The sequence below is a fragment of the Pedobacter terrae genome (assembly GCF_036946585.1).
Lineage (GTDB): Bacteria > Bacteroidota > Bacteroidia > Sphingobacteriales > Sphingobacteriaceae > Pedobacter > Pedobacter terrae_C.
This window is the reverse complement of record NZ_JAQIIV010000001.1, coordinates 298,847-324,662: the sequence shown is the minus strand read 5'-3', so window position 1 is coordinate 324,662 and position 25,816 is coordinate 298,847. Positions and strand designations below refer to the sequence as shown.

Sequence of the window (25,816 nt, the reverse complement as noted above, 5' to 3'; positions counted from 1 at the left end):
TTATCCTAACAGCTGTCAAAAGCTTTCATATTTGTTCATATTGATTGTGCTTCTCTTTAAACCCAATAGCAAGGTAAGCGCAAAACTTTGGACAGATGTACCTGCGGATACAACCCGGGTAAACAGTTTACTAGACAGTATTTCAAAATACCGGTACCAACCCGATTTAGTGATAAAATATGCTGACTTAGGCATTGCACATGCGAAATCCATAGCATTTGATAAAGGCCTATCTAAATTGCTGTTTAGAAAAGGGATTGCGCTGATGAATAAAGGACTAAAAAACGAAAGTTTAGCATCGCTTAACGAAGCAGAGCAACTCGCAGAAAAAAATGGCCAGCTGCTTGTACTAGCCAATGTAAATAGAATAAGAGGTGTACTTTATTATAAGAGTGCAGATTATGAGCAAGCAACAGCTAATATTCTAAGGGCCATTAGCTTTTATGAGCGAAATAAGGGATATGTGGATCTACCTATATGTTATTCCATACTTGCTTCAATTAGTGTAGCTATGGGCAATGCTAATGAAAGCTATCGTTACTATTTTAAATCGTTTAACCTGATCCGGTCGTTGCTCACCAAAGCAGAATCTTCATTTTCAAAAGAAGATTGGGATAAAATACATACCAATTATATAGATCTATGTGTCAACATTGGTAATTATTTTGAACATTCAAACAAGATTGACATCGCCTTGAAATATTATGAACTGGGACTTTCCAAGCCTTTTGCCACCACTAATTATAATGCCTATTTGATCCTGATGACCAATGCTTCCAAAATCTATTATGCTAAAGGAGATGTGGTCAAGGCCAGGAAGATGGCTCAACGTGCATTGAGTTTGGCAAAGGAGGCTAATTTATATCGCGAACAATCGAACGCACTTGATCACCTTGGAAGCTTTGCAGATTCTTTTACTCAGGCAAATCGATATTTCATAGAGGCGGTTGAGCTTGCCAAAAAGGCCCAAGACAAAGATCTTTTGTATAAGGTTTTAGAGCACCGGGCCAGTTCAGCCAAAAAATTTGGCAACTATAAATTTGCGTTCGAGGCTTATAAAGAATCAAGGGCTATCCGTGACAGTATCGTTACGCAAGAAAATAGCGTAGCGATTGATAACCTGATCTCCAATCATAAACTGCAAGATTCAACCCAAAAACTTAAGCAAGTCGGATTTGAGCGTTATAAGGCTAACCAGCGCAGTAATTTTTATCGGCTATTGTTTGCGGCAACAGGCGTAATATTGTTGATCACCTTTCTCTTTATCCTGCGGAACAGAAAACTAAATAAAGCTTTAAATTTACGTACAGACCAACTCAGTGCGCTTAATACACATAAAGATAGAATTCTGTCAATAATGGGACACGACCTGAAAGGCGCCCTGGCAGATCTGCATGCATTAGCTTTTCTCCTTAAGCGACATATGGGTACGCCAAGGCAGGAAGAGCTCATTGAACAGCTATCCAACGTGCAAGAATCTGCAAATGAAATATTGGATAAACTATTGCTATGGGGCGCCTTAGATATGCATTATGATAATCTTATCGCACCTTTTTATCCTTCAATAGCATTAAGCAGTACCATTAATTCTACACGAGGCATTGCCACCGCCCGAAACATTACCTTAACGACCAATATACCCGCTGATATTGAAATTCTAGGGAACGAGCATCATATCGAGTTTATTCTGCGAAACCTGTTGAGCAATGCCGTAAAGTATTCAGATGCAGCTCAATCTGTTCACATCAGGCTGATCAAAACAAATGTAGCGGCTATATTTGAAGTTGAAAACCATAACAGTTCAGCCAACATCAGCTCGGTAAATGATTTTTACGCGAATCGCCAAAGCGTTTCAGAGGAAAATAAAGGGCATGGTATCGGTTTGTTATTATGTAAAATTCTGGCCGGTTTGGATAATTATCAATTAATGGCAAATAAAGAAGGGGATATTATCTGCACCCGGCTCATCATCCCGACAAATCCATCAATATTAAAAACCAAAATGGATAGTACTACAACAATTTAGCGTTAGGAGACTAAACTAATTGTACATAATATTCAAAAAAGACGGTTATTTCATTACGAGACATTATATTTACAGCGTTTATTCAGAATAATTGGATTAACGGCCAAAATGGACAGTATCAATATTAAGAAGTTAGCAGAAGCGTTGAATTTATCTACTTCGACAATTTCGAGGGCTTTTAGGGATAATAGTGACATTAATGGTGCTACCAAAGAGCGTATATTGGCCAAAGCGAAGGAGTTAAACTACCAGCCTAACCATTACGCCAGTAACTTAAGAGAGCAAAAAAGCAAAACCATCGCGGTTATTGTGCCTGAATTGGCCAATAATTATTTCTCGCAGGCCATACATGGCATTGAACGTGTTGCCAGGGAAAATGGCTACCATATCCTCATTTATGTAACCGATGATGATTACCAAAAAGAAGTAAACTTCATCCAACACTTGCACAACGGAAGGGCCGATGGCATTATCATGTCGGTTTCAGGAGAAGCTAATGATCACAACTACCTCAATAAATTTGGCAGTAAAAGGTTGCCTCTGGTATTTTTCGACCGGGTTTACGAAGACATCAATACCCCAAGGGTAATTACCAATGATTATAACAGCAGTTTTCTTGCCACAGAACATTTAATAGAGCAAGGTTGTAAGAAAATTGCTTATCTGGTAGTGAATAAAAGTTTATCAATAGGTAAAACCCGTATGCAGGGTTACATTGATGCATTAGCTAAATATCAGGTTCCATTTGATGAAAACCTAATTGTAGATTGCAGTAACAGTTATGATGAGAATAGTGTGATCATTAAAGAGGCTTTAATGCAGTTAGCACCTGATGGTATTTTTACCTCGGTAGAGCGTTTGGCTTTTGCCACTTATTATGCCTGTTATGATCTTCAGATTAATATTCCAGGTGATTTAAAGGTGATCAGCTTCTCCAGTTTGGAAATTGCTCCTTTGCTAAATCCTTCACTTACCACCATTACCCAACCCGCTATCGAAATAGGCGAAAAAGCAGCTAAATTATTGTTTACGGTATTGGATAATCATGCCAATAAGAACCGACTAAATGAGGTGGTTTTAACATCCAAAATAATCAAGCGAAATTCGACCAATAAATAGAAAAAAATAGCCCAAAAAAGGAGCTTTTTTTTCTCTTAAATTTTCAAAAAATTTCTTCACTTAGTGTAAAATACGCAGAATTCTTTCTCATTTTCGGGAACGTTCCCGAAAATGAGGGAATTTTTGCGTTCATTTTTTCGGGAACGTTCCCGAAAAAAGCAGAAAAAATGGCTTAGTGTAATTTTTACACTGTAAAGTAAATTTATAATTTCATAACTAATTGAATTACAGTATTTTAATAATTTAACAATTATTTAATGTCGTTTTTCAAAAGCTTTTAAAAGCTGTTTTTTTAGCTGATTTTCTGATTGGTAATTTGTCAGAAAATATATTTTGTAAATAAATTTTGAAATCTCAATAACAGCTGTAAATTAGGCCTATGTGTAAATCACTATAATATTTAACCAAATTTTTATACTTAAACGAGCTTCAAATATGAGAGTATTTTACCTGTTAAAACAGGGGCTTTTGGTGCTGTTGGTTTTTTCAGCATTAATGGTAAAAGCACAAACCGGATCTGTATCTGGAAAGGTGCTTGATGAAAGCGGCCTGCCATTGCCCGGTGCCTCTGTAATTGTTAAAGGTACAACCAGAAGTACATCAACTGATGTAGACGGTAATTTTAAACTTGCCGGTTTAGCTAATGGTTCCATAACGTTATCTGCAAGTTTTATCGGTTATCAAACACTCGATAAAACGGTAAGCATTTCAGCCAATGTGAATGTGAGTTTTCAATTGGTACCCGATGCACAGAAACTGAATGAGGTAGTGGTAATTGGTTATGGTACTGCTGAAAAGAAAAACCTGACGGGCTCTATCACTACAGTGAGTTCAAAAGATTTTCAAAAAGGTACCATTACTACACCTGAGCAATTAATTCAAGGAAAGGTTGCTGGTGTAAATATCATTTCCGGTGGTGGTTCGCCAGGTGGTGGTAGTACCATTAGGATTCGCGGTGGTGCATCATTAAATGCAAGTAACGATCCTTTAATTGTGGTTGATGGAGTTCCTTTCAGCGGTAACAGCATTGGTAACGCCCCAAGCCCGCTGTCATTGATCAATCCTAATGATATTGAAACCTTTACGGTTTTGAAAGATGCCAACGCTACAGCCATTTATGGTTCAAGGGCATCCAACGGGGTAATTTTAATCACCACGAAAAAAGGTGCTTCAGGTGCTCCGGTTATTAACTTCAGTACCAATAATTCAATCGGAACTGTGGCTAGAAAAGTAAATGTTTTATCTGGTGATGAAATTCGCGCTTACGTAAATGCAAATGGCTCTGCCGCTCAAAAGGCTTTATTAGGTACAGCAAATACCGATTGGCAAAACGAAATTTATCAGAATGCATTTTCTACGGATAATAACTTAAGTATTTCTGGATCTTTTGAAGGTGTACCTTATCGCGTATCAGCCGGATATTTAGATCAAGAGGGAGCTGTTATTACCAGTAAGTTAAAGAGAGCAACTGGTGCTTTCTCTATTGCACCAAAATTGTTTAAGGATCATTTAAAAGTCGAGTTAAACCTAAAAGGTTCGTTAACGGATTCGCAATATCCAAACGACGGCGCTATTGGTGCCGCAATTCAATTTGATCCAACGCAACCGGTGTATGCAACCAATAAATTTGGTAATTATTTTGAATGGATTACCTCGGCAGGTATTCCAAATCCAAATGCACCACGTAATCCAGTTGCTTTGATCAGACAACAAGACAACCATGGTAATGCAGCCAGAAGTTTTGGTAATATCAAGTTGGATTATTCATTCCATTTTTTACCAGAGCTACATGCAGTGGTTAACCTAGGGTATGACTATGTTAAGGGATACGGACGGACAAGAGTGCCTGAATACGCTGCACAAAGTTTCACTACAGACGGTTCATTTTCCAGAAGATTGAATACTGAAATGAATAAGTTTTCTGAAGCCTATTTAACTTATGCAAAAACGATTGGAAAAAGTAGGTTTGATGTAACAGGTGGATACGGATATTATGATGATGCGGTAACAAACTATAACTTTGCTACTTATAGGGCAACCGGTGTTTTGCAAACAACTCCGGTATTCCCATTCGCTGTTGAGCAGAACAAATTGCTATCGTACTACGGTCGTTTCAACTATACCTTGGCTGACAAGTATATCTTATCTGGAACAATGAGGGCTGATGCTTCTTCGAAATTCGCTGAAAATAACCGTTGGGGATACTTTCCTTCAGTAGGTTTTACGTGGAGAGTTATAGGTGAGAATTTCTTAAAAGACAGTAAAGTTCTTTCAGATTTGAAACTAAGACTAACCTATGGAGAAACTGGTAATAAAGACGGTATTGGAAATTATGATTATTTGTCAAAATACTATGCCAACACCAATCAAGGACAATATCAAATCGGTAATTCTTTTTACAATTACTACAGCCCGGCAGGTTACGATCCTGATTTACGATGGGAAACCACAACAACCTACAATGCTGGTTTAGATTATGGTTTCTTACAAGGGAGATTATATGGAAGTATTGATGTTTATTACAAAAAGACTAAAGATTTATTAAGTAAAGTTACCATACCTGTTGGAACAAACTTTAGTAACGAATTAACAACCAATGTTGGAAACATGGACGTTAGGGGAGCTGAAGTGAGCTTAAATTATCTTGCAATTAAAACCGATAACACCACTTGGGATATTGGTGTAAATGCAGCTTACAATAAACGCAAGGTAACCAACTTAACACTAAATCCTAATTCAGGCTTTAAAATTGACGCTGGCGATATTACCGGTGGTACAGGTATTCACTTAAAATATAATGCAGTTAATCAACTGCCAGGATCGTTTTTTGTTTATAAGCAAGTTTACAATAGTAATGGAAAACCTTTGGAAGGAGTTTATGAAGATTTAAATGGTGATGGCATGGTAAGTGCAGCGGATCAGTATTTCTATAAATCGCCAGATCCTGTTATTACCTTAGGTTTCAATACTTCGTTCACCTATAAAAGATGGACTGCAAGTACCGTGTTAAGAGCAAACCTGGGTAACTATATTTATGACAATATATCTTCAAACTTTGGGATCGTAAATAACGTTTTGAGTACTCAAGGTATTTTAAATAATGCAGCCATTGATTTATACAACACCAATTTTTCGGGGGCATCAGGTGTACAATATTTAAGCGATTACTTTATTAAAAATGCATCATTCCTAAAAATGGATAACCTGGGTTTATCCTATAATGTTGGTAAATTATCAAAAACAGGTAATGCATCAATGCGTATTTCTGCAAATTGCCAGAATGTATTTGTAGTGTCAAAGTATAAAGGGATTGATCCTGAATCAGTTTCAGGTATTGACTATAATTTATATCCGCGTCCTAGAACGTATACTTTGGGTTTAAATGTTGGCTTTTAAATAATACATAGAGGTTGTTGTTAAGGCAATTGTCTATTGAACGAAAATATAACAAAATGAAAAATTCATTTAAAATATTATTGACATCAGGAATGTTACTGCTGTCATTAAATTCATGTAAAAAGGAAGCTTTTAATTTAACGCCAACAAATGATGTTACAGCTGAAAGTGTATATGCAACTCCGGCGGGTTATAAAAACAGTTTGGCTAAATTATATGCAACTTATGGATTAACCAGTCCACAGGGTGCCGATGGTAGTGACGTTGGTGGATTAAACTCTGGTTTTACTGACTTTTTGAGGCTGTTTTGGATGTCTCAAGAGTTAGTAACTGACGAGGCCATTTGCGCCTGGGGTGATGTTGGTATCCCAGAATTAAACTTTGGAACGCCAACTCCCGATAACCAGTTTTTACGTGGTTTATATTCGCGAGGAATATTACAAATCACTTTTTGCAACGAATTTTTGAGAGAAAGTACACCTGATAAATTAGCAGGTAGAAATATAACGGGCGCTGATGCTACCGCAATTACCCGCTATCGTGCAGAAGCTCGTTTTTTAAGAGCTTACCAATATTGGGTACTAATGGACGCTTTCGGTAATCCGCCTTTCGTTACCGAAGCTGATGCGATTGGTAAAGTGAATCCGAAACAAATTCAAAGAGCTGCTTTGTTCAGTTATATTGAGTCAGAGCTGAAAGCTATTGAAGGAGATTTAGCAGAACCAAGAACAAATGATTATGGCCGTGCAGATAAAGGTGCTGATTGGGCGTTGTTAGCGAGAATGTATTTAAATGCTCAGGTTTACACAGGTACAGCCAAATATACTGAAGCCATTACGTATTCAAGTAAAGTTATCGCAGCTAATTATAAGTTGAAGGATAATTACATGAATCTATTCAGAACGGATAACGACGTAAATAATACCGAAAACATCTTAACAATTAATTATGATGGTATAAATGGTACAAATAATGGCGGTACAACGTACTTAATCAACGCGGCAATTAACGCCGATATGAATCCAACTTCCTATGGTGTTCCAGGTGGTGGTTGGGGAGGTAACCGTACACGTCAAAATCTGCCAAACTTATTCCCGGATGCGAATGGTACGGTTGACAAGCGTGGAGTTTTCTTTGGTACAAAAAAAGATGTGCAGGCAGTTAGTGAATTTACTGATGGTTTACGCGTTACTAAATTTAAAAACGTGTCATCAGCTGGTACACCCGGTAGAACAATCAATGGTACTTTTAGCTCTTTAGATTTTGCTATTTTCCGTTTAGCTGAACAATACTTAATTTATGGCGAAGCTGTGGCAAGAGGCGGGGCAGGCGGTAGTGTATCACAAGCCAGAACATATGTGAACTTGTTGCGTGGAAGAGCTTATGGAAATACCTCCGGAGATGTTTCCGAGGCGGCGTTAACTACAGACTTCTACCTGGATGAACGTGCTAGAGAGCTTTATTGGGAAGGTCATCGCCGTACTGATTTAATTCGTTACGGTAAATTCACAGGACCGGGTTATGTATGGCCGTTTAAAGGTGGAGTTCAGGCAGGTGCTTCGCTACCAGCTTTTAGAAATCTTTATCCACTTCCGTTAGCAGATTTAATTGCTAATCCAAATTTGGTTCAAAATACTGGTTATTAATTTTCAGTCAATAAGATATGAAATCAACGATATTTAAATCCTTAGCAATTTGCTTAATGGCAATTTCGCTTTGGTCATGTAAGAAAGATGAAACCCAAACGGTTTCCAATATTACACCCGCAGGAACATTAACAGCATCTACAACAAATTTGAGTTTGATACAGGCTAATGCTGCACTTCCTGCACTAACTTTAAGTTATCCAATAGCTACCTCAACAGGTTATGTAGTTCCAGTTACAACAACTTTGCAATTTGGCTTGAAAGGACAAAATTTCAATCCTGTAAGAGAAATTGTAGTGACAGATAAGTCGTATATTCCAAAAATCAGCGAAGTAAACACAATGATTTTAGCTTTAGGCGCTAAGGTAAATGAGGCAACTCAAATTGAAGTAAGGTTGAAATCAGGTGCAGCAGCAAACGATTTAACTTATTCAAATATAATCACTTTAAATGCTACACCCTATTTAGCTTCAGCTTGGGTATATGCTCCGGGCGCTTATCAAGGTTGGAACCCATCGACTGCCGATAGTCTGATTTCAGCAACCAGCAACGGAATTTATACCGGAATGATCGCATTCACACCCGGCAACCTAGAATTTAAAGTTACCCCGGCAAAAAAATGGGATGTAGCATATGGTGACGCAGGAGGCGGTAAAATCAGTACTGGTGCAGGTGATAACCTTAAATCGACAGATGCAGTAGTGAAACAGGTAACTGTTGACCTGAATACAGGTACCTACACCATCGGCGTTCCGAAAGAGTGGTCAATTATTGGCGACGCTACCGTAGGTGGCTGGGGCAATGATACCGACATGAAGGTAACCAATGATGGTAAGGCGAACTTTTATACCATTAAAACCACTTTAACTACCGGCGCTTTCAAATTTAGGTTTGCGCATGATTGGGGTACAAACCTCGGTGGTAGCTTAAGTACCCTTACAAACGGAGGTGATAATATTGCGGTTACCACTGCCGGAACCTATACCATCACTTTAGATGTGGCTGCTAAAAAAGCCACTATGGTTAAAAACTAATTTGTTATACATACCGCCCTGCAGCATTTCTTACTGCAGGGCATTTTTAAGTTTTAGCATGATCAGAATCCATACCCTTAAAAAATTTCCGTTGCTATTTAATGCTCATACTAACACTTTTTTTAAAAAGATAAGCAGCACCATTACACTTTTAGTTTTTCTTTCGTTTAATGGTCTTTTTGCCCAAACACTCGAGCGTATCGAGCCGATGTTTTGGTTTACCGGTATGCACAATCCAAAACTGCAATTATTGGTACATGGCGATCACATAGCCAATGCAACAGTAAGCTTAACTTATCCTGGTGTTAAACTCGTTAAGATTAACAAAGTAGAAAACCCGAACTATTTATTCCTCGATTTAACCATTGCCCCAGCTGCTAAGGCAGGAAAATTTCCGATTAATTTTACAGCTGACGGAAAAAAGATATTTAGTTATACCTATGAATTAAAAAACCGTGATAAAAGTGCGGGCAGGATTCAGGGGGTAACCGACAAAGATTTTATTTATCTGCTTATGCCCGATCGTTTTTCGAACGGTGACAGAAGCAATGATGTGGTTCAGGGTTTAACTGAAACCGCATTAAACCGCGATAGCATGTACTATCGCCATGGTGGCGATATTCAGGGGGTAATAAACCACCTTGATTACCTGAAAGATTTAGGCGTAACTACAGTTTGGATGACTCCAGAGGTAGAAAATGACATGCCACAGGCTTCCTATCACGGCTATGCCGTAACCGATCATTATAAAATAGATCCCCGCTATGGTACCAATGCACTTTACAAAAAATATGTAGAAACTGCACATGCCAAAGGATTAAAAGTCATTAAAGATATTGTACACAACCACATTGGTACCCAGCACTGGTTTTACAAAGACCTACCCATGAAAAGCTGGTTAAACCAATGGCCAAAATATACACAGACCAGTTACCGCGATCAAACGGTAATGGATATTCATGCTTCTGCTGCTGATCGTAAACAGATGCTGGATGGCTGGTTTGTACCTTCCATGCCCGATTTAAATCAACGTAATCCTTATGTGCAAAATTACCTCACGCAAAACCACATCTGGTGGATAGAATATGCTGGTATTGATGGTTTACGTTTAGATACCTACGGGTATAACGATCCGGTTTACATGGCCGACTGGGCCTTAAAAGTTCAGGCAGAATTTCCGCATTTATCCGTTTTTGGCGAAACATTGGTAACTGCGGTAGCCAACCAGGCCTTTTTTACAGGTGGCAATACCGTTAACCGCGGTTTTGATACCCATTTACAGGGTATTACAGATGCTACTTTAAAAGATGCGATTTATGAAGGAATAAATGGCAAAAATGGTTGGGTAGACGGTGTTAACCGTTTGTATGCCACCTTAGCACATGATTTTCTCTATAAAAACCCAAATACCAATTGCATCTTTTTAGATAACCATGATATGAGCCGCTTTTACTCCATGGTTGGCGAAGATTTCGATAAATACAAAATGGGCATGAGTATCCTGTTAACCATGCGTGGCATTCCACAAATGTATTACGGGACTGAAATTTTAATGAAAAATTTCTCCAATCCGGATGGGCTGATCCGTTCTGATTTTCCTGGTGGCTGGGAGGGCGACAAAAAAGATAAATTCGTTGCTGATGGACGTACCAGGAAAGAAAATGAAGCCTTTGATTTTGTTAAAACACTGGCCAATTTTCGTAAAAACAGTCCGGCTTTACAAACAGGCAAATTAATGCAGTTTGTCCCCCAGGATGATATTTATGTTTATTTCCGCTACAATGCAGAACCAAAAGGCACTGTAATGGTTATTGTAAACAATACAGAAAAAGAAAAAACACTAAACACGGATCGTTTTGCCGAAAGAACAGCTGGTATTAGAACAGCAAAAAATGTGATTATCGGCGAAAACATCGAATTTAAAAACATTAAAGTGCCTGCTAAGACCACTTTGGTGCTTGAGTTAAGGTAGAAAGGTAAAAGGTTGAGAGTTTAAGGTGTAGACTCACATCTTGATATTTGATACCCATTACTTAATACTAAAAAATATAACACTATGCAAGATAATAATCCCGCCTTCAACCTTCCGCCTTCCACCTCAATAAAGGCTTGTCTATTCGATTTAGATGGCGTACTGGTAGATACTGCAGTTTACCATTACAAGGCCTGGAAACGTTTGGCCAATACCATGGGTTTCGATTTTACGGAAGAGCAGAATGAACAGTTAAAAGGCGTGAGTAGAGTAGAAAGTTTGAATAAGATTCTAGCTTGGGGTGGTGTACAAAAAACCGATTTAGAAAAGGAAGAATTGGCTGCTTTAAAAAACGGCTGGTACGTAGATATGATCACTAAAATGACACCCGCAGAAGTTTTGCCTGGAACGGTCGATTTCTTGACTGCAATTCACAAAGCTGGCTATAAATTGGCTTTGGGCTCAGCAAGTAAAAACTCGGGAATTATTTTAGATAAAACAAACCTTGCTCATTTCTTCGATGAAATTGTGGATGGCAACATGGTAACCAAATCAAAACCTGATCCGGAAGTATTTTTAAAAGGCGCCCAGCTTCTAGGTTTCGCACCAAATGAATGTGTGGTTTTTGAAGATGCTGTAGCAGGGGTAGAAGCGGCCAAAAGAGGTGGCATGAAAGCCATCGGAATTGGCGAAAAAAGTGTGCTTATCCAGGCTGATCTGGTAGTAAGCGGATTAGACAAATTAACAGTTAAAGACTTGGAAGAGTTGTAATGGAGTAGCAAGTACGAAGTAGCGAGTATCAAGTAGTAAAAATTTATCTTGATACCTGATACCAATTACTTGATACCGTTACACTACTTGATACTAAATATGAAAAACTACATTAAAGCAGATGAGTGGAATATTATCGAAGAAGGCTTTGATCCACATCTAAATAAAATTTCGGAAAGTATTTTCAGTTTGGGCAATGGACGAATGGGCCAGCGCGCCAATTTTGAGGAGACCTATACCGGGGAAACTTTATTAGGAAATTACGTTGCGGGTGTTTATTACCCAGATAAAACCCGTGTGGGATGGTGGAAAAATGGATATCCTGAATATTTTGCCAAAGTTTTAAATGCAGCAAACTGGGTAGGTATCGAGGTAAAAATCGATGACGAAATCCTTGATCTGGCAATAGCAGAGGTAAGCGATTTTAAACGTATATTAAATATGCATGCCGGATACCTGGAACGCACTTTCATCGCAAAATTAAAAAGCGGTAAAACCCTAAAAGTTAAATCAACCCGTTTTTGCAGCATAGCTGATGATGAGGTGGGCGCCATCCGTTATAGCATTACCCCGTTAAATTTTGATGGTAAACTAACGTTGATGCCTTTTATTGACGGTGATGTTAAAAATCAGGATAGTAACTACGACGAAAAATTCTGGGATAAAGTCGCTGATGAAATCTTTGGAACAGAAGCTTATATCAAACTAAGAACAAAGAAAACTGAATTTGAAGTGAGCACCGGAAGCAATATCGAACTATATAAAAATGCAGATAAGTTGACGATCAATCCCGAAGCCATCCGTAGGGAAAAATTCGTCGGACAAACTTTTTCAGTAGATGTTAAAGCGAACGAAGAGGTTACGCTGGTTAAAATTGCTGCAAATTTATCTTCAGAAAATTATCCTAAAGAATTACTTATAAAAGAAACCAAATCGGTAATAGCCAAAGCATCTGCTAAGGGTTTTGATACTTTATTAGAAGAACAAAGCGAAGCCTGGGCCGCAAAATGGGAGGAAAGTGATATCATTATCGAAGGCGATGTTTCTGCCCAACAGGCGATCCGTTTTAATATTTTCCAGCTTTTCCAAACTTATACCGGTAAAGATGACCGCTTAAATATCGGTCCGAAAGGGTTTACGGGAGAGAAATATGGTGGCTCTACTTACTGGGATACAGAAGCTTATTGTGTGCCTTTTTATTTGGCTACAGCACCACAGGATGTAAGCAAAAATCTGTTGATTTACCGCCATAAACAATTGGGTAAAGCGATAGAAAATGCCGAGAAATTAGGTTTTAAGGATGGTGCTGCATTATATCCAATGGTAACCATGAATGGTGAAGAATGCCATAATGAGTGGGAAATTACTTTCGAGGAAATCCACCGGAATGGGGCCATTGCTTTTGCTATTTTCAATTATATCCGTTATACCGGTGATGAAAGTTATCTTTCTGATTATGGCTTAGAAGTGCTGATCGGTATTGCCCGTTTTTGGAAACAACGTGTAAACTGGAGCAATGATAAACAACAATACGTAATGCTTGGCGTAACCGGACCAAATGAATACGAAAATAACGTAAATAATAATTGGTACACCAATATTTTGGCTACGTGGTGCATGAAGTATGCAACAGAAGCTGCCGAAATGGTAAAAACACAACAACCTGAAAAATACAACAGCCTGTTAAAAAACTTAAATTTCGATCAGAAGGAATTTAAAGACTGGGCCGATATCATCGGGAAAATGTATTATCCACAAGATGAAAAACTGGGGATTTTCTTGCAACAGGATGGATATTTAGATAAAGAACAGATTTTGGTGAAAGACCTTCCGGCAAGTGAACGTCCGATCAACCAGAAATGGAGCTGGGACAGGATTTTACGTTCATGTTTTATTAAACAGGCTGATGTTCTGCAGGGATTATATTTTTTTGAAGAAGATTATGATCTGGATACATTAAAACGCAACTTCGATTTTTATGAACCCCGTACCGTACACGAAAGTTCATTATCGCCTTGCGTACATAGTATTTTAGCGGCTAAATTAAATGATGAAGCACGTGCCTACGAATTCTACTTACGTACTGCACGTTTAGACCTGGATGATTATAACAACGATACGGAAGATGGTCTACACATCACCTCGATGGCAGGAACCTGGATGAGTGTAGTAGAAGGTTTTGCCGGCATGCGTGTGCGCGATGGTAAATTGCATTTTAACCCTTTCTTGCCAGGCAAATGGAAATCTTTTTCGTTCACGATTGGTTTCAGGGGAGCTACTTTAAAGGTTAATATTACCGAAAACAGCATCGTGATCAGGAACAATGCAGGCATTGATTTAGAAATCGGTATCAGAAATCAGCATTATAAATTGGCCGCAAATGCCGAAGTTGAAGTTAATAATGCTGCGTTGGTATGAGAAAGGTAAAGGGTGTAAAGGTGGAGGGTAGAGAGTTAAAATCTAAAACTTTATCTGATAGCAGATGTTATTCTGCTCAAAGCTTATTTGTATTCGGAAGCAATAAAAGCTGGCTATTTATACTTTTTTTTTCTTTTGTCATAATCCCTATAACATCCTTTGCACAAAAAAAGCGAACAAAAATGAACGATAAGCAGATCGTTATCTACCAGTTATTACCCCGCTTATTTGGGAATAAAAATACCACTAATATTCCTTACGGAACCATTGAACAAAATGGTTCCGGTAAGTTTAATGATATTACCGACAAAGCTTTAGAGGGTATAAAGGAACTTCATGCGAACCATGTTTGGTATACCGGGGTAATTGCCCATGCAAGTTTAACCGATTATAGTGCCTATGGAATCAAACCGGATGATGCTGATGTGGTAAAAGGCAGAGCGGGTTCTCCTTATGCCATCCGCGATTACTACGACGTAGATCCTGATCTAGCAGTTGATATCAGAAACAGGATGAAAGAGTTTGAAGCACTGGTAAAAAGAACGCATGCTAAAAACCTAAAAGTGCTGATCGATTTTATACCCAACCACGTGGCTAGAAGCTATCATTCTGGTGCAAAACCTAAAAATGTAACTGACTTTGGTGCAAATGATAATGTAACTGTTGCTTTTAGCCCTAAGAACGATTTTTATTATATCCCGGGCCAGGCTTTTGTGGTACCTACAAACGGACAAAAAACACCACTTTCTGTACTTCAGGATGGTGAGTTTGAAGAGAACCCGGCAAAAGCAACAGGGAACAATGTGTTTTCGGCACAGCCTAAATATGATGATTGGTATGAAACGATTAAGTTAAATTACGGTGTAGATTATCAGAATGGCGAAAAACAATATTTTGAGCCCATTCCACCGGTTTGGCTAAAAATGCGCGATATTTTAATCTTTTGGACCAATAAAGGGGTAGATGGTTTCAGGTGTGATATGGCCGAAATGGTACCCATTGCTTTCTGGAACTGGGTAATTCCGCAGGTAAAAGAAGTGAATCCGGATTTAATTTTTATCGGAGAGGCCTATAATCCCAAAGTTTACAAACAATATTTAGAAGAGGGTAAATTTGATTATCTCTACGATAAAGTGGGTTTATACGATGGCCTCAAAAAATTAATCAGAAATGAACCAACTGCAGATGTAGCAGCAATTAAACACGTGTGGCAGGTAGAAAGTGCTGGTTTTGGCAAACACATGTTACGCTTTTTAGAAAACCACGATGAAGAACGTATTGCATCTACAGGATTTGCAGGTAAAGCCGAACTGGCCTTGCCTGCAATGGTTGTTTCGGCAACTTTAGGCGCCGGTCCGGTAATGCTTTATTTTGGTCAGGAAGTAGGCGAGCCAGGCAAAGGACAAGAGGGTTTTGGTGGAGATGATCACCGCACCACTATCTTCGATTATTGGGGTGTGCCCAATCACCAGAAATGGATGAATGGAGGCTTGTTTGATGGCCATAAATTAAATGCCGCACAGCAAAATTTAAGGGCTTTTTACAAGCAGTTGTTAAAAGTAACATCAACAAGTGATGCGGTAATTAATGGACAAATTTATGAAGTGCCTGTTACCGGAAATATGAACAACCGGATGTATGCTTTTATCCGTTACTCGGGCAAACAGCGTTTATTAATAGTAGCCAATTTTGATCGAAACCAAACTTTAACTGCGAATATCGAAATTCCAGAGGAAGTTTTAAAGGTTAAAAGTTCATCACCGGTTACTGAACTGTTGACAGATAAAAAATTAAATATTCCTGCAGGAACAAACATACCTGTAACCCTGGCCCCGGTGAGCGCACAGGTAATAGCGTTTTAGGACATAGCGATATGCGTTGAGCGTAAACTGACGATATTAACCACAGCGTGCAATGAGGGATTGGCACAGCCGTTCGCCGAGGCAATATTTTTCTGTGCGCTCTGTATAAAAACTTTGTAGGCGCTGTGGTGAAAAAATGAAGCGCTTTACGCCTAACTGTAAAAAAGTATTAATTGAATCAAAACTATATAACGCCACGCGCCCCGCGCTAAGCGCATAAACCAAATACAATGAGCTTAAAAACAGCATTCGAGAATCCAAAATTAACACTTGTGCAGATTATCAACATGAGCGTAGGTTTTTTCGGGATCCAGTTCGGTTGGGATTTACAAAGGGCAAATATGGGTCGCATTTACGAAAACCTTGGTGCCAATCCAGATCAGGTTCCATTGTTGTTTTTGGCAGCCCCTTTAACTGGTTTATTGGTACAGCCAATAATAGGTTATCTGAGCGATCGAACCTGGCATCCAAAGTGGGGCAGAAGAAGGCCTTATTTTATGCTTGGGGCTATTGTGAGCAGTATTGCGTTAATTTTTATGCCACATAGCAGTGTGCTGTGGATGGCAGCGGGTTTACTTTGGATTTTAGATGTTTTCGGGAATATCGCTATGGAACCTTTCCGCGCTTTTGTTACCGATAAATTACCTGATAGCCAGGTTAACCGCGGGTTCATTATGCAGAGTATGATGATTGGTTTGGGTGGTAGTGTGGCTTCGGCCTTACCGTGGATCATGAATAATATATTCCATTTAACCAATACTGCAGAAAAGGGCAATATTCCGGAAAACGTGAAGTTTTCTTTTTATATAGGTGCTTTTTTCTTTTTCGCTGCTGTATTGTGGACGGTACTTACCACAAAGGAATACCCACCTGAGGATATTAATTTTAAAGAAAAAATACAAGAAAGCAATAAAGGTTTTGGTGGTGGAGCAATAGAGATTTTTCATGCATTAAGGAATATGCCAAAGAGGATGCAGATCGTTTCGTTAGTTCAGTTTTTTACCTGGCCAGGCCTGTTTTTGATGTGGTTTTATTATACCACCGCTGTCGCGGTGAATGTTTTTGGCGGTAAAGATGCGGCTGATCCGGTTTATGCGCAAGGTGCCGATTTTGGCAGCTTAACACTCGCTTATTATAGCGTAATTACTTTTCTTTTTGCCCTGGTGTTACCCAAAATTGCTGATGCATTGGGCCGTAAAACCACGCATGCCCTATGTTTAATCTGTGGAGCCATAGGTTTAATCAGCGTAGCCTGGGTACACGATAAAAATATGCTGTATTTATGTATGACAGGGGTAGGCATTGCCTGGGCAAGTATCCTTTCTATGCCTTACGCCATGTTGAGCGGCTCGTTGCCCAAAGATAAAATCGGTATTTATATGGGCATTTTTAACTTCTTTATTGTCCTACCGGAAATTATTGCTTCCCTAGGCTTTGGCTGGTTAATGCGTAATGTGTTAAATAACGACAGGCTTTTAGCTGTACAATTAGGCGGTGGATTAATGATTTTAGCCGCAATAATTTGTTATGTATTTATCCGGGAACCTAAGAAAACAAACGAAGTTTTAGCTTCAAAACTTGGCGTAGAGGAAAATAGGTCAGTTTAAAACGCTACTACATGATCTGTATCCTCACAGATCGCCAATATAATTTCAGTCTGTGAGATACAGACCGATAGAAAAATCCTAACCAAATGAAAAAGACTATTTATTCCATCTGCTCGTATTTGCACGAAGCTAAAAAAGCAAAAAATATACTCTGCTTGTTTTTATTAACAACAATGTTTAATGCAGCCTGTAAAAAAACATCAGATATTGGTATGGAGCCTGTGCCAACTGATCAGAAAGCTGATCTGCCAGCAGGAGTCAAAGATGGTGTGGTGTTTACTAATAATGGAACATCAGCTATTGTAACACTTTATGCACCTGGTAAAAAATCAGTTTCCTTGATTGGTGAATTTAACGATTGGTCAGCCACTGCATTACCCATGAAAAATACACCAGATGGAAATTACTGGTGGATCCAGGTAGATAATTTAAATCCAGCTACAGAATATGCCTATCAGTTTTATGTAGATGGAAATTTAAAAGTAGCCGATCCGTATTGCGAGAAAATACTGGATCCTGATAACGATCAATACATTAGCGCAGCAACGTATCCCAATTTAAAAGCCTATCCAACGGGTAAAACAACTGGAATAGTGAGTATTATGCAAGCAAATCAGCCCGTTTATACCTGGAAAAACAACACCTTTAACCGTCCCGATAAAAATAACCTGGTGATTTATGAATTGCTCATCCGCGATTTTACCGCCGATCATAATTATGCATCAACACTGGCCAAACTCGATTATTTAACTGGTTTGGGTATCAACGCCATAGAGTTAATGCCGGTTAATGAATTTGAAGGAAATTTAAGCTGGGGTTATAACCCATCCTTTTATTTTGCGCCCGATAAATATTATGGTACCAAAACGGCTCTGCAAAATTTTATTGATGAATGCCATGGCCGCGGCATTGCTGTGATTATGGATATGGTATTAAATCATTCTTTCGGTCAATCGCCCATGGTGCAATTGTATTTTGATGGCTCAAAACCTACAGCCAACAGCCCATGGTTTAATGTGGATGCCAAACATCCCTTTAATGTAGGTTACGATTTTAACCATGAAAGTGCTGCCACCAGGAAATTTTCGAAAGATGTAATGAAATTCTGGATGCAGCAATACAAAATTGATGGTTTCCGTTTCGATCTTTCAAAAGGTTTTACGCAAAAGCAATCAACTGATGATGCACAGTTTAGGTTGTATGATGCCGGCCGCATTGCCATCTGGAAAGATTATAATGACTACATCAAGAGTTTAGATGCTAATTTCTATGTGATTTTGGAACACTTTGCAGAAGAATCTGAAGAAAAAGTGCTGGCTAACGAGGGTATGATGCTTTGGAATAATATGAATTATAACATTAATGAGGCTACAATGGGCTGGCTGGATAATTCAAACTTTCAATGGGGTTTTTATGCCAATCATGGTTTTACAAAATCTGATGGTCTGGTTACCTATGCCGAAAGCCACGATGAGGAGCGTTTAAACTATAAAAATATCACTTATGGCAACGCATCTGGAAGTTATGTTATTAAAGGAAACCTGGCTACATCACTAAAAAGAGAAGAACTTGCCGCCGCCTTTTTATTCAGCATTCCCGGACCTAAAATGGTATGGCAATTTGGAGAACTGGGTTACGATATCAACATCGATTTTAACGGAAGAACTGGCGAAAAACCCATTAAATGGGATTACTACAGCGACCCTAATCGCAAGGCTTTGTATGACGCTTATGCCAAATTCATCAGGTTGAGAAAGAATAACAGTATTTTTAATTCAAGCAATTCAACCTATAACCTTACTGGCGGAATCAAATACATTAAGTTAACCGAAGGGAGCAATACCGTTGTGGTTGTGGGTAATTTCGATGTGGTGAGCCAAACGGCCAACATCGATTTCGGATCGGCAGGAACCTGGATCGATGCGGTTGGAAATAGCATTAACCTTTCGGGCAGTACTTATACAAAGACTTTAGCCCCTGGCGAATATCATATTTTTAGCAGAACCGCTTTAAAATAAGCTAATTTACAGCCCTCGCAGGTTTAATTCATAATTTACATTGTTTTTTAATGGCCGCATTTGAGGGCTACACCGTTTTAAAAACCTGTGAGGTTTAATTACTAGATAGATCATCAATACTAATTTCTTTGCCACGGTCTGTGTACTCACAGATCGGAATTTAATTGGGTTTTACAATTTTTAAATTCAATTATTCCCAATCTCTAAATAATATCTTGTTGTTTTTAGTTAATATTGTGATAACAACTAACAACTTAATGGATAACAAATTAGCGCATCACTTATTATGGGAACGATTACGTACTGGCGATAAAGATGCGTTTTTTGATCTGTATGCAACGCTTTATTATCCATTGGTTAATTTCGGCATCAGGGTGTGTGCCGATGCAGATACATCAAGCGAAGCCACCGACCTGGTCTTTACCACCATTTGGGAGAAACACGAAACGCTTACCCGTGTAGACAATGTAGAAGCTTATCTCCGTACATTTTTGAAACGTAAACTGTTGCGGATAATCGAAAGAAAACGTAAAATCAGTGATGCGCTTTTTAATGCAGGAGCCGACGGCGATTGGATGGAGATGAGTTACGAAGAGTTTATTGTTAAGGTGCAAAGCGATGAATTGGTAAAGCATCAGCTCAAAAATGCACTGGAAAAATTAACCTTTCGCCAAAAACAGCTGATCCACCTCAAGTTTTTTGACGGACTAAGTTACGAGCAGATTGCCGAGCAGAGTAACCAGACCATAAAAACAGCCTACAATACCATTTACGATGCACTTAAAATCCTGCGTAAGGAATTTAATGCATAAATTATTGCGAAGTTTCGTTAGGGTCGCGAAAGGGGAGAACTTCGTAAATCTTAAGCATCCAGTAGGTTAAATAGTTAGTTGTTCCATGTTTTGAAAACGAACATTCCAGTCTCTGTAGGTACTTTAGCCCCGTATGCACTTCAATCTTTTTATTGCAATTTATCAATGCCGGCAATAAGTATAGTTTAATGCTGTTTTAAGCAATAAAAAGGATTTCCGTTACTACCGGGTTTAGAGCATTAGGTGTGTGGTTCTTGGCGGTTTAACTGTCCTGCAGCCTGCAACCTCTAATAGTAAACCAGCCTGCACCAGCCAAACCTGACAGGAACGGGCATTGAACGAAGTGAGATAAAGCATATGGCAGGGCTAACCTTTACCGAAATGCTTCTGCAAGTGCTTTCCAAAAAAATCACCACCATAATTTCTGTATCTGAAACGGGTCCATTTGTGCGAAGAAGCTATGTTTCTGCAAATTAAATTTCTTCGTTCTTTCTGTATCCAGTGCACATATTTCGCCATGTTAAAAAAAAGTTAAAATTTCCTTAGGAAAAAGTAAAGCTTTTGGGCACTGATATATAAAGGGCAATTTAGAATGGTTGACAGAAGTAAATTCAATGCAGAAGACTTTCTTATAGATAGCACTTTCCAGCAGTATTGTGCCGGAACGGATAAGCTATGCATTGGATATTGGGAGCAGTATATTAATGAACATGCAGAGCAGGCAGCAGTAATAGCGGATGCCAAAAAAATGTATGTAATATTGAGTGGCAACAAGCGGCCTTTAAATAAACAGATTGGGACTTTTAAGGAAAGTATGTTTCCTGAAGAAAAGTTAATTAAGCTAAACCGTTATATATGGCTTAAAATTGCAGCGGCAATGGTTTTGGTTGCGAGTTCGGTATTGATTTATTACACCTATAGCAAGTACAACAAAAAAGTAGCTGCTGCGCAAATCGTTAACACGTTTACGACCAAAAATGGGGAGCGTAAAAAAATCCGGCTTCAGGATGGTACTTCGGTGCTGTTGAATGCAAAAAGTACTTTATCAATAAGAAAGGGCTTTAACGATCAATGCAGGGAAGTTACCCTTACTGGCGAAGCTTTCTTCGATGTTGTGCATGATCAGCATAAACCCTTTAAAGTCCATACCTCAGATTTTAACATCAATGTATTGGGTACTGCTTTTAACGTGAAGGCCTATCCAGATGAAACCACATCAGAGGCCACATTGATCAGGGGTTTAATTACTATGGAGGCCATAAATGGAAACGGTGGTACCATTACCCTGAAACCGAGTCAGAAGGTTACTTTTTATAAAAATGCGGTTATCCAACAGAAAAGTAAATTGTTGAAGCCTACAGCACCACAACCTGAAATTACCATTAACCATTACACAAAAGTTAAAGATAGTACCATTGTAGAAACGGCCTGGACCCAAAATCGAATCGAGATTTATGATCAGGATTTTGATGAGATCAGGAATGTTTTGGAGAAATGGTATAACGTAGAGATTACGTTTTCAGACCCTTCAATAGAAAAATACCGTTTTACGGCAACCATTACAAACGAAAGCATTGAAGAAGTTTTACACGCTTTAAAAGCAACTGAAAATAATTTTAAATATGAGATAAAAGGTAAAAAGGTGATTATCTCAAAATAGGAATAAAAAAGGACGGTGTTGGAGCACCGCCCTTCGCAATTTCTTTTTTGATTCATTAATGGCAGTTTATGCACAAACAGATTGCTGCCAGTAACTTATGCAACCAAAAAAAACAAAAATATGATTTATTATTACTTACTGCAAGGGCGGCCAAAATATATGGCGCTCTTAAAATTCATGATGCTAATGAAACTTGCCTGTATTATGGTTTTCATTACCTGCCTTAACGTTTCTGCATCGGTTTTTTCTCAGGAAAAAATTTCTTTAGATGTAAAAAAAACAAAGCTGGGCAGGGTTTTACAGATTATTGAACAGCAAAGCAGTTACCATTTTGTGTACAGCTCTTCTTATGTTCCGGTAAATAAGGATGTAAGTATTACTGTAACCAATACTTTGGTTACTGATGTACTGGCTGCCATTTTAAACAGAACGAACCTGAAATATTCTGTTTCAGAAGGAGGCTTAATCGTTATTAGCAAAAATAAAGAAGTGCCGATCGGTGGAACCGTAAAAGATGTACGCGGAGGTGCACTACCCGGTGCCAGTGTGAGGGTTAAAGGAACGGGTATTGGAACCTCGACCGATGTAAATGGAAAATTCTCCTTAAATGCGCCTGAAAATGCAATGCTGATTATTTCTTATGCTGGCTTTCAAACCAGGGAAATAGCTATCGGTTCGCAAACCAATATCGATATTGTATTAGCAGAAGATACCAAGCAACTTACCGATGTAGTGGTTACGGCTTTGGGTATCAAGAAAGAAAGAAGGGCTTTAGGTTATTCGGTTACGCAAATTGGCGGTGAAACTTTGACACAGGCCCGTGAAAATAATATTACGAACTCTTTGGTAGGCAAAGTAGCGGGTTTGGATATTGCAGGTACCTCTGGAGGTGCCGGAGCAGCGACCAATGTCACCATCCGTGGTGTTTCAAGCTTAGGCCCATCTAGTCAGCCTTTATATGTAGTAAATGGGATTCCAATGGAAAGTGCGCCGGTTGGTTTCGGCAGTACGATTGGCATTGGTAACAATGGTGGCCAATATGATAATGCACCAGATTTAGGCGACGCGATCAGCAACTTAAACCCTGATGATATCGAAAGCATTTCAGTATTGAAAGGTGCTGCAGCCTCTGCACTTTATGGCAATAGGGCTAAAGCAGGGGTAATCCTGATCACCACTAAAAGTGGAAAAGGGAACAGCATCGAATTTAGTAGTAATTACGTTGCAGAACAGGTGATGGATAGAACCAATTGGCAATATGTGTATGGGCAGGGAGCCAACGGAGTAAAGCCAACTGATGCCACAGCAGCTGCGCAGGTGGGTGGTTCGAGCTGGGGAGCAAAATTAGATGGATCGAATGTGGTTCAGTTTGATGGCGTAAGCAGACCATACTCTGCACAAAAAAATAATATTGAGGATTTTTACCGTACTGGTGGCAGCTGGACCAACACTTTAGCCCTGAATAAATCGTTCACCGGTGGTGTAATGCGTTTATCAGCCAGCGATTTAACCAACAGATCAGTGGTGCCTAATTCTGGGTTGAACAGACAAAACTTTACCCTGTCCGGTACTTTTGATCCCATTAAAAATTTGGTAATCGATGCACGCTTCAACTACATTTTAGAACAGGCTAAAAACCGTCCGATGGTTTCGGATGGTGCCGGTAATGCCAACTATAATGCCGCATTTTTGCCAACCAGTGTAAATATTGAAAGCTTAAAGCCAGGGAAAAAAGCTGATGGAACCGAACTCTCATACAATACAGGTAATACCTATGCCACCAATCCCTGGTTTGCTGCTTATGATTTTATCCACAATACCAAAAGAGAACGGCTGATCAGCTCGTTTAGCGCGAAGTATACCTTTGATAACGGATTGTTTTTACAGGCGAGAGCTGGAAGAGATTCTTATAACGATAACTACCTCGGCATTACGCCATCGGGTACAGCCTACGATGCTGATGGTGGTTATACCGAACAGATTAGTAAATTCTCGGATATTAACGTGGATGCTTTGATTGGTAAATCTTTTAAAATAGACGATTTCTCGATTACACCAAATTTTGGTGCTAGTTATCGCCGTACCAAAGGTGCAGGAACTACCAATACCGGTGGATCTTTCCAGATTTTTGGGGTTTATAATTTAGCGAATACGGGTGGTAAAGCGGTTAGTATTTATCAAACCGATCAGGAAACACAATCGGTGTATGGTACGCTGGAATTGACTTATAAAGACATACTATACTTAACAGGAAGTGCACGTAACGATTGGTTTTCTACATTGGCTACGCCGGGTAAAAACAACAAACTCAATACGATTTATCCTTCCGTTAGCGGCTCATTTGTTTTCTCAGAGTTATGGAAACCGTCATTTTTGAGTTTTGGTAAACTTAGGGCAGGTTATGCCATGGTTGGACAGGCCACTTATCCTTTCCAAACCCAGCTATATTACAATTTACGAAGCGAAACCGTTAACGGAAATTCACTCGGTAACATCGTTAATGCTGCAATTCCAAATGCTTCACTAAAAGCATCAAGCGCTACAGAATTAGAGATTGGTACGGAAATGAGGTTCTTTGGCGATCGCCTCAGTTTAGATTTTACCTGGTACAATAAAAAATCGAAAGATGAAATTCTGGCCGTTCCAGCTTCTACAACAACAGGTTACAACGCAGCGATCCTGAATATCGGCCGGTTACAGAACAAAGGAATAGAAGGTTTGGTATCTGGTGTGGTTTTAAAGAATACAGATTTTAACTGGACATCCACTTTAAATGGTTCATACAATGACAACAAAGTATTAACGCTTGCACCTGGCACGGCTTCTCAGCCATTGGCAACCTCGAGAAGCAATGTGGGCTTTTTGCAAAACCTGGAAGGACTCGCTATTGCGCAGGTGATGGCTTACGATTATAAATATGACGGGAATGGCAATATTGTAAAGGGTGCGGATGGAATTCCGGAAAGAGGTGAGTTGAAGCCTTATGGTTCTGCTTACAATAAATGGACAGCGGGTTGGAATAACGAGTTCAACTACAAAGGCATTAATCTTTCTTTCCTGATTGACGGTAAATGGGGTGGGAAAATCTTCTCTGCTACTGATTATTATGGTTATGTGTTTGGTTTGCACCAGGCTACTTTAGAAAACCGTGAAGCTTTAGGCGTAAACGCCGCAAATTATTATGGCACTTTTGCCAATAATGTATCAAAACAGTTTGTTCAGGATGCAAGTTTTATCAAATTCAGACAGTTTATTCTAGGTTATAATTTTCCGGGAAAACTATTCAATAATAAGATCAAAGGGTTAAATGTAAGTTTTGTTGGTCGTAACTTATTTATCCTCATGAAAAAAACCGACAACATCGATCCCGAATCAAGCTATAATGCTACCATTCCGGGCATGGAGTTAGGTGGTGTGCCACCAGTGCGTACTTATGGTTTAAATTTAAGTGTTAAGTTATAATCCTTTAAACGAA

General features: G+C 39.1%; 14 protein-coding genes. All 14 read left to right on the top strand.

The window, feature by feature from the left end; all coding sequences use genetic code 11:
* Positions 1–31: 31 nt before the first annotated feature.
* Positions 32–2,026 (top strand): ATP-binding protein, encoded by a 1,995-nt coding sequence (locus PGN18_RS01400; protein WP_335317581.1) that lies wholly within the window; start codon positions 32–34, stop codon positions 2,024–2,026.
* A 108-nt stretch (positions 2,027–2,134) separates the two neighbouring features.
* The gene (locus tag PGN18_RS01395) at positions 2,135–3,145 is read left to right on the top strand and encodes a LacI family DNA-binding transcriptional regulator (RefSeq protein ID WP_335317580.1); all 1,011 of its coding nucleotides are present in this window, start codon (positions 2,135–2,137) and stop codon (positions 3,143–3,145) included.
* Between the two features lie 435 nt (positions 3,146–3,580).
* A complete protein-coding gene (locus tag PGN18_RS01390) occupies positions 3,581–6,541 on the top strand; it encodes a SusC/RagA family TonB-linked outer membrane protein (protein ID WP_335317579.1) in 2,961 nt (986 codons plus the stop codon).
* A 56-nt stretch (positions 6,542–6,597) separates the two neighbouring features.
* On the top strand, positions 6,598–8,187 hold the full coding sequence (locus PGN18_RS01385) for a RagB/SusD family nutrient uptake outer membrane protein (RefSeq protein ID WP_335317578.1): 1,590 nt from the start codon (positions 6,598–6,600) through the stop codon (positions 8,185–8,187).
* Between the two features lie 56 nt (positions 8,188–8,243).
* Complete coding sequence (locus PGN18_RS01380; protein WP_335317577.1) at positions 8,244–9,221, top strand: SusE domain-containing protein; 978 nt, start codon at positions 8,244–8,246, stop codon at positions 9,219–9,221.
* 58 nt (positions 9,222–9,279) lie between these two features.
* Entirely contained in the window at positions 9,280–11,193 is a 1,914-nt protein-coding gene (locus PGN18_RS01375) for a glycoside hydrolase family 13 protein (RefSeq protein WP_335317576.1), read from the top strand.
* An 84-nt stretch (positions 11,194–11,277) separates the two neighbouring features.
* Complete coding sequence (pgmB, locus tag PGN18_RS01370; RefSeq protein ID WP_335317575.1) at positions 11,278–11,964, top strand: beta-phosphoglucomutase; 687 nt, start codon at positions 11,278–11,280, stop codon at positions 11,962–11,964.
* 99 nt (positions 11,965–12,063) lie between these two features.
* On the top strand, positions 12,064–14,382 hold the full coding sequence (locus tag PGN18_RS01365) for a glycoside hydrolase family 65 protein (RefSeq protein ID WP_335317574.1): 2,319 nt from the start codon (positions 12,064–12,066) through the stop codon (positions 14,380–14,382).
* Positions 14,383–14,564: 182 nt separating this feature from the next.
* Complete coding sequence (locus PGN18_RS01360; RefSeq protein ID WP_335317573.1) at positions 14,565–16,244, top strand: alpha-amylase family glycosyl hydrolase; 1,680 nt, start codon at positions 14,565–14,567, stop codon at positions 16,242–16,244.
* 230 nt (positions 16,245–16,474) lie between these two features.
* Positions 16,475–17,851: an MFS transporter gene (locus PGN18_RS01355; RefSeq protein WP_335317572.1), complete on the top strand. Its 1,377-nt coding sequence runs from the start codon at positions 16,475–16,477 to the stop codon at positions 17,849–17,851.
* A gap of 86 nt (positions 17,852–17,937) precedes the next feature.
* Entirely contained in the window at positions 17,938–19,869 is a 1,932-nt protein-coding gene (locus tag PGN18_RS01350) for an alpha-amylase family glycosyl hydrolase (protein ID WP_335317571.1), read from the top strand.
* Between the two features lie 257 nt (positions 19,870–20,126).
* Positions 20,127–20,681, top strand: a complete 555-nt coding sequence (locus PGN18_RS01345; protein WP_335317570.1) for an RNA polymerase sigma factor — start codon at positions 20,127–20,129, stop codon at positions 20,679–20,681.
* 592 nt (positions 20,682–21,273) lie between these two features.
* Positions 21,274–22,341, top strand: a complete 1,068-nt coding sequence (locus PGN18_RS01340; protein ID WP_335317569.1) for a FecR family protein — start codon at positions 21,274–21,276, stop codon at positions 22,339–22,341.
* Between the two features lie 120 nt (positions 22,342–22,461).
* Entirely contained in the window at positions 22,462–25,803 is a 3,342-nt protein-coding gene (locus PGN18_RS01335) for a SusC/RagA family TonB-linked outer membrane protein (RefSeq protein ID WP_335317568.1), read from the top strand.
* Positions 25,804–25,816: the final 13 nt, after the last annotated feature.